Raw genomic sequence first — 12,572 nt, 5'->3', positions numbered from 1 at the left:
GGCATGCGCCTCGTCCTCCTCGCCCTTCTCCTTTCCCTCTTGGCCCTGGGCCAGCGCCTGGTCTCCCCCGAGGAGGTGGCCCGAAGCCAGGTGATCCAAAAGGCCCTGCCCGCGGTGGTCCGGGTACAGGGCTCCCCCACCGTTCCCGGGGAGAACCAGGTGGTGGGCACGGGGTTCTTCGTGAGCCCCTTCCGGGTGGTCACCAACTACCACGTGGTCCAGGACCTAGCCGACCTCACCGTACGCCTTGCGGACGGGCGCGCCTTCCCAGCAGAGCGCTTCGCCGTGGACCCCGGGATTGACATCGCCCTGCTTACGGTGCGGGGACTCCAAGCCCTAGGCACGTTAAGCTTTAGCAAAACCCCCGCCAAGAGCCTTCCTTTGGGCATGGGGGTGGTGTTGGTGGGGTTTCCCTTCGGTCAAGGTCCTTTGGCCTCCTACGGGATCCTCTCCGGCGTAGGTCCCCTCGAGGTTCCCTCCCCCGACCCCAGCGTGGGTGCCGAGGTGGGGGAATACCTCTTCACCGATGCCCCCCTCACCGTGGGCAACTCGGGAAGCCCCCTCCTGAACCTGCAAGGGGAGGTGGTGGGGGTGGTGGCGGACGTGGTGGGAGGGCCCTCGGGGGTGGGGGGGATCGGGGTGGCCATCCCGGCAGACCTGGTGGCCCAAAGCGTCCAGGACCTGGAGCGGTTCGGCATCCCCCAGCGGGGCTGGCTGGGGGCCAGCCTGGTCAGCCTGGAGGAGCTCCCGCCGGTGCTCCTAAAGGCGGTGGGCCTCACCACCACCCAAGGGGCCATGGTGGACCGGGTGGAACCGGGAAGTCCCGCAGCCCGCGCCGGCCTAAGGGGGGCCCAGCGGGACGCCCAGGGGAGGCTTCTCGCCCTGGGGGACGTGATCCTGGCGGTGAACGGTAAGGCGGTGAAGGGCAAGGCGGAGGTGGTGCGCCTCATCGCCCGCTACCGCCCTGGGGACCGGGTAAAGCTTACCCTATGGCGGGAAGGGCGGAGGCTCGAGGTCACCCTCACCATGGTGGCGAGGCCCAGGAGCCCTTAGGCTACCTTGCGGAGGTAAGCGTGTACATCGCCATAGAAGGCCCCATCGGCGCAGGCAAGACCACCCTGGCCCGGCTTCTTGCCCAAAGGCTTGGGGCCGAACCCCTTCTGGAGGTGGTGGAGGAGAACCCCTTCCTGCCCCTTTTCTACCAGGACCCCAGGCGCTACGCCTTCAAGACCCAGGTCTTCTTCCTCCTTTCCCGCTACCGGCAGCTTTCCCGCCTCAGGGAAAGGCCCCTTTTTGGCGGGGTGGTGGCCGACTACCTGTTCGACAAGGACGCCATCTTCGCCAGCCTCAACCTGGAAGGCCCCGAGTGGGACCTTTATCTGGACCTTTACCGGGAGCTTTCCCCCAGGCTTCCCCCGCCCGACCTCACGGTCTACCTGAGGGCCCCGGTGCCCGTGCTATTGGAACGCATAGGGAAACGGGGCCGGCCCTTTGAGGAGGGGATGGACCCCGCCTACCTCGAGGCCCTCTCCCAAGCCTACGAGCGCCACTTTGCCCGCTACGTCCACCCCCTTTTGGTCCTCGAGGCGGACCAGCTGGATTACAGCCAACCCGGTCCCGACCAGGAGGAGGTGGTGGCCCTGGTGAAGGCCCACCTTTCCCTGGACGGCAGGACCGCCTGAAAGGGCCCAACATGTACCTGGCCATCGCCGGCAACATCGGTAGCGGCAAGAGCTCCCTCACCGCCTTGCTCTCCCAGGCCCTGGGGCTAAAGCCGGTGTACGAGGCGGTGAGCGAAAACCCCTACCTGGAGGATTTCTACCGGGATATGGGGGCCTATGCCTTCCACTCCCAGGTCTTCTTCCTGGCGAGAAGGGTGCGCCAGCATCTCCTGGAGGTGAACGGGGCAGGGGCCGTGGTGCAGGACCGCACGGTCTACGAGGACGCCCTGGTCTTCGCCCAGAACCTTTACCGGGAAGGCCACCTGAAGGAGCGGGACTGGCGGACCTATATGGATCTATTCCACAGCGTATCCCCAGCCCTCAGGAGGCCCGACCTACTCATCTACCTGCGGGCAAGCCTCCCCACCTTAAGGGAGCGGATACGAAAGCGGGGAAGGCCCTTTGAGCAGAACCTCCCCGACCGCTACCTCCTCGGCCTCAACGCCCTCTACGAGGAGCTCATCGCCTCCTGGGACCTCTCCCCCGTGTACGTGGTGGAGGCGGACCGGGTAGACTTCGTGGAAAAGGCGGAGGACCGCGATGCCCTCCTCGCCGCCCTGCGCTCCCGGATTGGGCTATGACCCTCCAGGAACTCCTCGCTCCCTTTGGCCTCCAGGCCCCGCCCCTTCGGGTTTTGGGCCTCACCCTGGACTCGAGGCGGGTGGAACCCGGGTACGTCTTCGTGGCCGTGCCCGGGGTGCCCCTTCCCCACCGCAAGCCCTTGGACGGGCACGACTTCATCCCCGAGGCCTTGGCCAAGGGGGCCATCGCCGTGGTGGGGGAAAGGGAGCTGAGCCTTCCCGTGCCCTACCTGCGGGTGGGGGATGCCCGGGAGGCCCTGGCCCACCTGGCCCGCCGCTTCTTCCGCGAGCCCGATCGGAAGCTGGCCCTTTTGGGCGTCACCGGTTCCAAGGGGAAGAGCACCACGGCAAACCTCCTTCACCACCTCCTGCAATGGGGTGGGAAACCGGCTGCCCTCCTCTCCACCGTGGGGCTACGCCTGGGGGAGGAGGCCCGTCCCAACATGGGCCACTTCACCACCCCCGAGGCCCCCGAGGTGTACGGGTTTTTGCGGGAAGCCGTGGACAGGGGGCTAGAGGCCGCGGTGCTGGAGGTCTCCAGCCACGCCCTGGCCCTGAAGCGGGTGGAAGGGCTCACCTACCGCATCGGGGTCTTCGTGAGCTTCTACCCCGACGACCACCTGGACCTGCACGGCACCGCAGAGGCCTACTTTGCCGCCAAGGCCCTTTTGCTGGAGCGCTCCCACCTCGCCGTCTTAAACACCCGCCTGCCCCACCTGAAGCGCCTCCTTTCCAGGCCCCACCTCCTCTTCGGGCCGGGTGGGGAGGTCTGGGGGGAGGGGCTGCGGGAAGGGGAGGAAGGCCTCCGCTTTACCCTGCACACCCCCTGGGGCTCGGGAGAAGCCCTTTTGCCCATGCTGGGGAGGTACAACCTGGATAACGCCCTGGCCGCAAGCGCCGCCGCCTTGGCCCATGGGCTTTCCCTGGACAGGGTTCTTGAGGGCCTCGCCACCTTTAGGGGGGTGCCGGGGCGGATGGAGGTGGTGCAGGCAAAGCCCTTCCGGGTGGTGATCGACTTCGCCCACACGGGGAAAAGCCTGGAGGAAGCCCTAAGGACCTTGCGGGCCACCACCCGGGGTAGGCTTCTCCTGGTGGTGGGGGCTGCCGGGGAACGGGACCCCAGGAGGCGGGAGGATATCGGACGGGTGGCGGCGAGGCTGGCCGACAAGACCTTTTTCACCGAGGAGGACCACCGCTCGGAGGACCTTTGGGCCATCCTGAAGGCCCTGGCCCGGGCCGCCATGGAGGAGGGGGGGCTTTTTGAACTGATCCCCGACCGCCAGGAGGCCATCCTTCGCGCCCTCGCCGAGGCCCGGGAAGGGGATACCGTGCTCCTGGCCGGCAAGGGGCACGAACGCACCCTGGAAAGGGGCACCCTGGCCCTGCCCTGGGACGAAAGGGCGGTGGCCCTCGAGGGGCTCAAGGCCTTGGGTCTAGGTGGGGGCGAGCATCCCTAGGGAAGCCAACCAGTCCTCAAAGGCCCTAAGGCCTCTCTGGTACATGGCTTCCCGCTTCTCCCTCTTGGCCATCCTTCCCTCCACCGGGGGCACCAACCCCCAGTTGGCGTACATGGGCTGGAAGCCCTGGGGATTGGCGCTGGCCAGGAAGCGCACCAACCCCCCCAGCATGCTCTCCTCCGGCGGGGCCACGGGTTTTAGCCCCTGGTAGCGCCGGGCAGCGTTGAGGCCTGCCAGGAACCCTGTGGCGGCGCTTTCCAGGTAGCCCTCCACCCCCGCCAGCACCCCGGCGGCGAAGAGGCCTTCCTCCTCCTTGAACTCCAGGGTCTCCCGCAAAAGAAGAGGGGCGTTTAGGTAGGTGTTCCGGTGCATGACCCCGTAGCGCACGATCTCGGCGTTTTCCAAGCCCGGGATCATCTGGATGAGCCGCTTCTGCTCGGGCCACTTAAGACCCGTCTGGAACCCCACCAGGCTCCACATCCGCCCCCCCTTGTCCTCCTGGCGAAGCTGTACCACGGCAAAGGGCTCCTTACCCGTCCTTGGGTCCTTAAGCCCCACGGGCTTCATGGGGCCAAAGAGGAGGGTTTGGAAGCCCCTTCGGGCCAGCTCCTCCACGGGCACGCAGGCCTCAAAGAACTCGCGCTTCTCCCATTCATGGGGGGTGTGGGCCTCCGCCTCGAGGAGGGCCTGGTAGAACCGCCGGTACTCCTCCTCGGTCAAGGGGCAGTTGAGGTAGTCCGCCTCCTGCCCGTAGCGCCCGGCCCGGAAGCACTTTTCCAGGTCAATGCTCTCGTAGAGGACGATGGGGCTCGCCGCATCAAAGTAGCTCAGGAAGGGGTCGCCAAACCGGCGCCGTATGGCCTCGGAAAGGGCATCGGAGGTGAGGGGACCCGTGGCCAGGATGGCCAGGCCCTCGGGGATCTCCGCCACCTCCTCCCGCACCACCTCCACAAGGGGATGCCGCGAAAGCCTCTCCGTGACGTACTGGCTAAACTCCTCCCGGTCCACGGCCAAGGCCCCTCCCGCAGGCACCCTGGCCCTAAAGGCTGCCTCCATGACCAGGCTTCCTGCCCGGCGCATCTCCGCCTGCAACAGCCCCTTGGCGTTGGTGGGCCCCTCGCCCCCCAAGGAGTTGGAGCAGACGATCTCCGCCAGGTGTCCCGTGGCGTGGGCTGGGGTCATGCGCTTGGGGCGCATCTCGTAAAGGCGCACGGGAACCCCAAGCCGCGCCAGGGTCCAGGCGGCCTCGCTTCCCGCCAGGCCTCCGCCCACCACCGTTACCCGTTCCATCCCCCTATGCTACCACCCGGGCCGGATCCGGAAAAAGGGCGGGTAAAATGACCCTATGGCGGTGCGGCACCGGCTGAAGGTGTATCCCCTATGAGCCTGGCCAAGCGCATCATTCCCTGCCTGGACGTCCACGGGGGCCGCGTGGTGAAAGGGGTGAACTTCGTCAACCTCCGGGACGCGGGCGACCCCGTGGAGGCCGCCCAGGCCTACGACGAGGCCGGCGCCGATGAGCTGGTCTTCCTGGACATCTCCGCCACCCATGAGGAGCGGGCCATCCTCCTGGAGGTGGTGGCCCAGGTGGCGGAAAGGGTCTTCATCCCCTTGACCGTGGGGGGAGGGGTCCGCTCCTTGGAGGACGCCCGCAGGCTCCTTTTGGCCGGGGCCGACAAGGTGAGCGTGAACTCGGCCGCGGTGAAGCGCCCGGAGCTGATCCAGGAGCTTTCCCACCACTTTGGCTCCCAGGCGGTGGTCCTGGCCATAGACGCCCGCTGGAACGGGGACTTCCCCGAGGTCTATATCGCCGGGGGACGCATCCCCACGGGGCTTCACGCGGTGGAATGGGCCGTGAGGGGAACGGAACTCGGCGCCGGGGAAATCCTCCTCACCAGCATGGATAAGGACGGCACCAAGGAAGGCTATGACCTGAGGCTTACCCGCATGGTGGCCGAGGCGGTGAGCGTGCCGGTGATCGCAAGCGGGGGGGCGGGGAGAGAGGAGCATTTCCTCGAGGCCTTCCTGGCCGGAGCCGACGCCGCCTTGGCCGCCAGCGTCTTCCACTTCGGCGAGATCCCCATACCCGAACTCAAGCGGTTCCTGGCCGAAAGGGGCTTGGAGGTGCGCCTAGATGGATCTATCCCAAGTGAAGTTTGACCCAGAGGGCCTGGTGCCCGTGGTGGTGCAGGATGCCCAAACGGGTGAGGTCCTGACCCTGGCCTATGCCAACCGGGAAGCCCTGGAGGAAACCCTAAGGACGAGGCGGAGCACCTTCTTTAGCCGCAGCCGAAAGGCCTTGTGGCGCAAGGGGGAGACCTCGGGGAACATCCAGGAGGTGGTGGAGGTCCTCCTGGACTGCGACGGGGATGCCGTGGTCTACCGGGTCCTCCCCCATGGCCCCGCCTGCCACACGGGGGAGCGAAGCTGTTTCCACCGCCCCCTCCTTTCCGGCGAACCCAGCCTGGGCTTGGTCCTTTCCCAGGTCTACGCCACCATCCAGGAGCGCCTTAGAACCCTCCCCGAGGGAAGCTACGTGGCCAGGCTCCACCAGGCGGGCCTGGACCGCATCCTGAAGAAGATCGGGGAGGAGGCCGGGGAGCTCATCATCGCCGCCAAGAACCAAAACCCTGAGGAGGTGCGCTGGGAGGCTGCGGATCTCCTCTTCCACCTCCTCCTGGTGCTGGCGGAAACGGGGGTCAGCCTCGAGGACCTGGCCAGGACCCTCTGGGAGCGGCACCGGCCCCAAGGCGGCCATGCTGCCAACTAAGCCCTTATGATGGAAACATGGAAATCGAACGCCGGCTGGTCCTCGAGGTGGTGCGGGTAACCGAACAGGCTGCCCTGGCGGCAAGCCGCCTGGCGGGCAAGGGGGATAAGGAGGCCGTGGACGAGGCGGGCACCCAAGCCATGCGCCGGGTCCTGAACGAGCTTCCCATTAAGGGCACGGTGGTGATTGGCGAAGGGGAGATGGACGAGGCCCCCATGCTCTACATCGGGGAGGTTTTGGGGCAGGGCGGTGTGGAGGTGGACATCGCCGTGGACCCCGTGGAGGGCACCACCACCGCCGCCAAGGGCCTGCCCAATGCCGTGACCGTGATCGCCATCAGCGAGAAGGGGGGCCTCTTCCACGCCCCCGACATGTACATGGAAAAGCTCATCGTCCCTCCCCCGGCCGCAGGGCTTGTGGACCTTTCCTGGCCGGTTTCCGCCAACTTGAAGGCCTTGGCCCTGGCCCTGCAGCGCTCCGTGGAGGACCTGGTGGTGGTGGTCCTAGACCGACCCCGCCACGAACGCCTCATCCGGGAGATCCGGGAGGCGGGGGCAAGGGTGAAGCTGATCTCCGATGGGGACGTGATCGCCGCCTTGGCCGCCGCCATCCGGGGCACGGGGGTGCACGCGGTGATGGGGATCGGCGGGGCCCCCGAGGGCGTGCTGGCCGCCGCCGCCTTAAAGTGCCTGGGCGGGGAGATCCAGGCCCGCTTCACCCCACAAAACGAGGAGGAGCGGGCCCGGCTCAAGGCCATGGGCGGGGATGAGAACCGCATCTACCGCACCGAGGACCTGGCCCCGGGGAGGGAGATCGTCTTCGCCGCCACCGGCATCACCGACGGGGATATCCTCCAGGGGGTGCGTTTCTTCGGGGGCGGGGCCAGGACCCATTCCATCGTCCTGGGCCACGCCACCCGCACCGTGCGGTTCATAGATTCCATCCACCTCTATGAAACCGGGGCCCGGGTCACCATTCGGGTTTAGACTAAGGGCGTGCCCCGCAGGTACGCCGAGGAAGAAGCCCTAAGGCTTGCCCTGGATTTCTTCCAGGGCGATGAGCTCAGGGCCTCCGTATTCCTCCACCGCTACGCCCTCAAGGACACGGAAGGCCGGCTCCTGGAAGCCACCCCAGAGGAGATGTGGCGGCGGCTGGTCCGGGAGGCCGCCCGAGCGGAAAAGGGCGCCACAAGGGAGTTCTCCTGGCTCTTCTCCGACTTTCGCTTCGTCCCCGGGGGACGGATCCTCTTTGGCCTGGGGAACTGGCGCCGGTCCACCCTCTTTAACTGCTACTACATCCCCATCCGGGAGGACTCGGTAAAGGGCATCACCCGCTTCCTGGACGAGGCCGCCCGCACCTTCGCCTACGGGGGCGGGGTGGGCACCAACGCCGATGTCCTAAGGCCCAAGGGGGCCAAGGTGGGCAACGCGGGCGTGGAGAGCTCGGGGGCGGTGAGCTTCATGGAGCTCTTCTCCACCCTGGCGGGGGTCATGGGTGCCAGCGGAGGCCGGCGGGGAGCCTTGATGCTCACCTTCTCCGACCGGCATCCCGATCTCCTGGAGTTCCTCCAGGCCAAAACCGACCCCGAGCGCAGCCGGGTGCGCCACGCCAACATCTCCCTAAGGGCCACGGACGCCTTTTTACAGGCCGCCTTGGCCGACGAACCCTGGACGCTTTCCTTTACCACACCCCGGGAGCGCCTAACCCGCACCATCCGGGCCAAGGAAGCTTGGGATCTTTTGGTGGAGGCTGCCTGGCAAAGCGCCGAACCCGGCCTCCTCTTTTGGGATCGGGTGCGCACCTGGGCCACGGCCCAGTACGGGGGGATGGAGGTGGAGGGGGTCAACGTCTGCGGGGAGGTGCCCATGGAACCCTATGGGGCCTGCAACCTGGGAAGCCTGAACCTTGCCGCTTTCGTGCAGGAACCCTTCAGGGAAAGGGCCCGGCTGGACTGGGCTGGCCTCGAGGAGGCCACCCGTCTAGCCGTGCGGTTTTTGGATGCGGTGGTGGACCTGGGGAAAAACCGCCACCCCCTAAGGGCCCAGCGGGAGGCTTCCTTAAGAAGCCGGCGCATCGGCCTTGGGATCATGGGCCTGGCGGACACCCTGGCCATGCTGGGCCTGCCCTATGGGGCGGAGGAAAGCCTAGCCTTCGCGCAAGAGGCCATGCGCCGCATCAAGGAAGCCGCCTACTGGGAGAGCACCCGCCTGGCAAGGCACAAAGGATCCTTCCCCGCCTTTGACCCCAAGGAGCACCTCAAAAGCCCCTTCATCCAGGCCCTACCCGAAGCCCTCATCCAGGCGGTGGAAAGGGGCCTGAGGAACGCCGCCCTCCTTTCCATCGCCCCCACCGGTTCCATCTCCATCCTGGCTGGGGTGACAAGCGGGATAGAGCCCATCTTCGCCCTCACCTACCTGCGCCACGCCGGGGGGCAGGTGTTCTTAGCTGAACATCCCCTCTTGAAGCGGTACCGCAGGGAGCGGGGAGGCAAGGTGCCGGACTGGCCCACGGCCCACACCGTGGATCCTTTCGGGAGGGTGCGCCTCCAGGCCATCTTGCAACGCCATGTGGACCAAAGCATCTCCTCCACGGTGAACCTCCCCCGGGAAACCCCCAAGGAGGTGGTGGAAAACCTCTTCCTCACCGCCTGGAAGGAGGGGTGCAAGGGCCTCACCGTCTTCCGGGAGGGAAGCCGGGAGGAGGTCATCGAACCCCTACCCCCGGTGGGGGTCTGCACCTTCTGCCAAACGGCATGACCCGCTACCGCATCGCCACCAAGCCCTACTTTCCCTACCCCGGGGAGCGGCTGGCCCGCAGGAAGGGCCTGGGGGGGGAGTTTTATGAGCTCCGCCCCTATGCCCCTGGGGACGAGGTAAGGCGGGTCCACTGGCGGGCTTACGCCAAGACGGGAAGGCTCTACACCCGCCTGGAAACCGCACCCGAGCGAAGCCGCTTTCGCATCCACCTGGACGAAAGCGAAAGCATGCGCCTCTTCGGCAAGCTGGCCTATGGGGAGGAGGTGGCGAGGCTCCTCTTAGGAATCGCCCGCCAGGAGGACGCCCTGGCCCGGCTGGAACGGGGCAGGCCGGAGGCCCTTCGTCCGGGCCGGGGCACCCTGGTCCTCATCACCGACGGGCTAGACCCTTTGCCTTGGCCCAGGGTCCTTCCGAGGCGGGTGGTCCTGGTCCAGGTCCTGGCGCCCGTGGAGCTGTCCCCACCCCTCGAGGCGGCCCTCCTCAGGGATGTGGAAACCGGGGAATCCCTCCCCGTGGGGCCGGAGGAGGTGAAGGACTACCAAAAGGCCCTCGAGGAGCACCTAAAAGCCCTGCGCCTCCTGGCCCTTCTCCGGGGACACTACGCCCTCCTGAAGGTGGGCGAGCCTCCCCTTCCCGCCCTCCTCCGGCAGGGGGTGGTGGAGCCCCTCTAGTCCGCCCCGGCAAACTCCTCGAGCCCTAGGGCCCTTAGCCTTTCAGGATCCACGCCCCCTTCCTCCCACCCCGCAAGCCGCCAGTAGGTGCGCACCCCCTCCCGGAAGGCATGGGGGTCCAGATGGGCCTCGGGGTTGCCCTTCCGGAAGGGCTGGAAGAACCGCTCAGGCAGGCGGTCCTCCTCCGGGCCGATCCCGTGTCGCAGGTTGAAAAGCCGGGTGAGCTGCAAGGTCCTCTCCCCCACCTCCAGCATCTCCTGGGAGGAAAGCCGCCACCCCGTGGTGGCGTAGACCGCCTCCTGCCACTCCTCCGGGGTCCAGGGCACGAAGTCGCACAGCACCAGGCTATTCACGAAGCCCCGCTCCCGGGTCTTGGTCCAGAGCATGCGGATCTTGGCCTCGGAAAGGTCCTCCGGGGGGAGGGGTGCGAAGTCTTCCCCGTAGAAGCGAAGCTCCTTTAGGGCCTTCCCCTCCTTGGCGAAGGCGGTGTCGTGCAGGTTGTGGTTGTGGTCGGCCCCCGTGGGGCTCACCGCATACCCCACCCCCAGGGCCCGCTTGTACCGGGGGTCGTGCATGGGCACCTCCTGGCCCTTTACCTGCATGGCCAGCTCCGGATGCCCAATGGCCTCGGAAAACCGCCTGGACCCCAAGGCCAAGAGCTCCCCAAGCCGCCCCTCCTTGCGGGCCAGCTTCTCTATGGCGGCGATCAAGGCATCCCCGTTGCCGAAGCGAAGCCCCAGGCCCTCGTCGTCCAGATAGCCCTTCTCCACCGCCTCCATGGCCGAGGCTATGGTCACCCCCACCCCGATCACGTCCAGGCCGTACTGGTTGCAAAGGGTGTTGGCCTTGGTGACCGCATAGGGATCCGTTACCCCGCAGGTGGAACCCAAGGCCCCAAGCCCCTCGTACTCCGGCCCCCCGTACTCGGGGCGCACGTCGTACCTGCCGGTGCCCTCAATCCGCACCACCTGCTTGCAGCGGATGGCGCAGGCGTAACAGGTATCCCGGCCAATGCGGATGCCCAGGGCATCCAGGCTGGTGCCGTCCAAGGCCTCGGCCCCTTCCAGGAAACCATCCAGAAAATTGTGGCTGGGAAGAACCCCCCGGAGGTTGAAGGGCTTCACCGTGCCCACGGTGCCCATGGTGACCAGGCCTGCAGCCCTTTCCATGCGCTCCCCTGCCATGCGCCGGGCCAGGGTGGAAAGGAGGGCGGGATCGTGGTAAGCGGGACGCGTGTCCTTCCTGGCCCGGGCGGAGACCGCCTTCAGGCGCTTGGCCCCCATCACCGCCCCCAGCCCCCCCCGCCCGGCGAAGTGGGCCAGGTCGTGGATCACGTTGGCGGTGAGAACCCGGTTTTCCCCGGCGATGCCGATCTGGGCCACGCGGGTGCTGGGCCCGTGCGCCGCCTTGAGGAGGGTCTCCACCTCCAAGGGGTCCTTACCCCAGAGGTGGGAAGCCGGGTAAAGGGCCACCTGGCCCCCCTCGAGGTGAAGGTATACGGGCTCCTCCGCCTGCCCCAGGACCACCAGGGCGTCCAGGCCGGCGTTCTTCATCTCGGCCCCGAAGAACCCCCCGGCCTCCGCATCCCCGTACCCTCCGGTGAGGGGGCTTTTGGCGGCCACGGTGTTGCGGCCCGAGCCAGAGATGGGCGTACCCGTGAGGATGCCGGGGGCAAAGATAAGGGCGTTTTCCGGGCCCAGGGGGTCTCTTCCCTGGGGCACGTGCTTCAGGAGGAGGTAAGCGGAAAGGGCCCTGCCCCCCAGGAACTTCCTCCAAAACGCCTCGCCGTAGCTCTCATACCAGGTCCGTCCCGTGGAGAGATCCACGAAGGCCACGCGGTCGTGATAGCCCTTGGGCATAAGCAAAGTTTAACCCCTGGGGCCTTGACCCCAGGGGTTAAGCCGCCTCCGCTAGCGGGTCTTCCCCGCCAAAAGATCCTCGGCCAGCTTCTGGGCCTTGTCCAGGACGGACTTGGGATCCGCCTTGTTCAAGATGGCCTCCTTGATGGCCTGGCCCAGGATATCAAAACGGATCTGTTCCCACTCCGCCAAGGCCGGCTCAAACCTGGCGTAACGGCCTTGGCGCACGATGGTGGCGAAGTCGGGGTTCTCGGCGGCGTAGGTCTGGTAGACCGCGTCCTTAAGGGCTCCCTCGGTGACCGGCACGTACCCGGTGGCGGTGGCAAAGACCGCCTGGGCCCTGGGGGAAAGGACAAACTGCAGGAAGTCCTTGGCCACCGCCTGCTCCTCCTTGCTGGCCTGGCGGAAGACCACCAGGTTGGTGCCCTGGACCAGGCCGAAACCCGGCTGCCCGGGGGTGCGGCCCGGCAGGGTGGCCACCCCCAGGTCAAACTTGGCCCCCTGGCGGTAGTAGGTGTAGCCGGCGGAGGTATCCACGCTGAAGGCGTAAGGGCCGGAGCCCAGGTTCTGGTTGATGTATCCGGAGGTGATGGCCTTGGCCCACCCCTCCTTCACCCCGTTTTGCAGAAGGGTGAGGGCCTCCACCGCCTCCTTGGAGTTCAGGACCAGCTTGCCGTTTTTCAGGTAGCTTCCCCCCAGGCTATGTACACGTCAAAACCTCCATAGGGCATAACCCCAAGGGACTTCCGCGCCTTCC

11 protein-coding genes and 1 pseudogene are annotated in these 12,572 nt (G+C 67.0%); 9 read left to right on the top strand and 3 right to left on the bottom strand.

The window, feature by feature from the left end:
* The first annotated feature begins 3 nt into the window (after positions 1 to 3).
* From L0C59_RS05285 to L0C59_RS05270, 4 genes are read left to right on the top strand one after another with little or no spacing between them, the layout of a single operon-like run.
* Positions 4 to 1,053 (top strand): S1C family serine protease, encoded by a 1,050-nt coding sequence (locus L0C59_RS05285; protein ID WP_243090158.1) that lies wholly within the window; start codon positions 4 to 6, stop codon positions 1,051 to 1,053.
* Between the two features lie 20 nt (positions 1,054 to 1,073).
* A complete protein-coding gene (locus L0C59_RS05280) occupies positions 1,074 to 1,682 on the top strand; it encodes a deoxynucleoside kinase (RefSeq protein WP_243090157.1) in 609 nt (202 codons plus the stop codon).
* 11 nt (positions 1,683 to 1,693) lie between these two features.
* Complete coding sequence (locus L0C59_RS05275; protein WP_243090156.1) at positions 1,694 to 2,302, top strand: deoxynucleoside kinase; 609 nt, start codon at positions 1,694 to 1,696, stop codon at positions 2,300 to 2,302.
* Positions 2,299 to 3,759: a Mur ligase family protein gene (locus L0C59_RS05270; protein ID WP_243090155.1), complete on the top strand. Its 1,461-nt coding sequence runs from the start codon at positions 2,299 to 2,301 to the stop codon at positions 3,757 to 3,759. Before L0C59_RS05275 ends, L0C59_RS05270 begins: the two co-directional genes overlap by 4 nt.
* Here L0C59_RS05270 and trmFO read toward each other — a convergent pair.
* The gene (gene trmFO / locus L0C59_RS05265; RefSeq protein ID WP_243090154.1) at positions 3,736 to 5,049 is read right to left on the bottom strand and encodes a methylenetetrahydrofolate--tRNA-(uracil(54)-C(5))-methyltransferase (FADH(2)-oxidizing) TrmFO; all 1,314 of its coding nucleotides are present in this window, start codon (positions 5,047 to 5,049) and stop codon (positions 3,736 to 3,738) included. The two genes, L0C59_RS05270 and trmFO, sit on opposite strands and share 24 nt — an antisense overlap.
* A 90-nt stretch (positions 5,050 to 5,139) precedes the next feature.
* Here trmFO and hisF point away from each other — a divergent pair, with 90 nt between their 5' ends.
* The 5 genes from hisF to L0C59_RS05240 are packed head-to-tail and all read left to right on the top strand — an operon-like array spanning position 5,140 to position 9,956.
* Entirely contained in the window at positions 5,140 to 5,919 is a 780-nt protein-coding gene (hisF, locus tag L0C59_RS05260) for an imidazole glycerol phosphate synthase subunit HisF (RefSeq protein ID WP_243090153.1), read from the top strand.
* On the top strand, positions 5,894 to 6,529 hold the full coding sequence (gene hisIE, locus L0C59_RS05255) for a bifunctional phosphoribosyl-AMP cyclohydrolase/phosphoribosyl-ATP diphosphatase HisIE (RefSeq protein WP_243090152.1): 636 nt from the start codon (positions 5,894 to 5,896) through the stop codon (positions 6,527 to 6,529). The genes hisF and hisIE overlap by 26 nt, the downstream gene beginning before the upstream one ends.
* Positions 6,530 to 6,546: 17 nt before the next feature.
* Positions 6,547 to 7,515 (top strand): class II fructose-bisphosphatase, encoded by a 969-nt coding sequence (gene glpX / locus L0C59_RS05250; RefSeq protein WP_279232538.1) that lies wholly within the window; start codon positions 6,547 to 6,549, stop codon positions 7,513 to 7,515.
* 9 nt (positions 7,516 to 7,524) lie between these two features.
* The gene (locus L0C59_RS05245) at positions 7,525 to 9,285 is read left to right on the top strand and encodes an adenosylcobalamin-dependent ribonucleoside-diphosphate reductase (RefSeq protein ID WP_243090151.1); all 1,761 of its coding nucleotides are present in this window, start codon (positions 7,525 to 7,527) and stop codon (positions 9,283 to 9,285) included.
* On the top strand, positions 9,282 to 9,956 hold the full coding sequence (locus tag L0C59_RS05240) for a DUF58 domain-containing protein (protein WP_243090150.1): 675 nt from the start codon (positions 9,282 to 9,284) through the stop codon (positions 9,954 to 9,956). Before L0C59_RS05245 ends, L0C59_RS05240 begins: the two co-directional genes overlap by 4 nt.
* On the opposite strand, the gene L0C59_RS05235 is transcribed toward L0C59_RS05240, so the two are convergent.
* Positions 9,953 to 11,815 (bottom strand): aldehyde ferredoxin oxidoreductase family protein, encoded by a 1,863-nt coding sequence (locus L0C59_RS05235; RefSeq protein ID WP_243090149.1) that lies wholly within the window; start codon positions 11,813 to 11,815, stop codon positions 9,953 to 9,955. The genes L0C59_RS05240 and L0C59_RS05235 overlap by 4 nt on opposite strands.
* 51 nt (positions 11,816 to 11,866) lie before the next feature.
* Positions 11,867 to 12,517, bottom strand: a pseudogene (locus L0C59_RS05230) (extracellular solute-binding protein); the annotation flags it as partial.
* Positions 12,518 to 12,572 lie beyond the last annotated feature (55 nt).

This window comes from Thermus neutrinimicus, assembly GCF_022760955.1.
Taxonomy (GTDB): domain Bacteria; phylum Deinococcota; class Deinococci; order Deinococcales; family Thermaceae; genus Thermus; species Thermus neutrinimicus.
The sequence above is the reverse complement of the archived record's forward strand: the minus strand, read 5'-3'. Positions and strand labels throughout refer to the sequence as shown.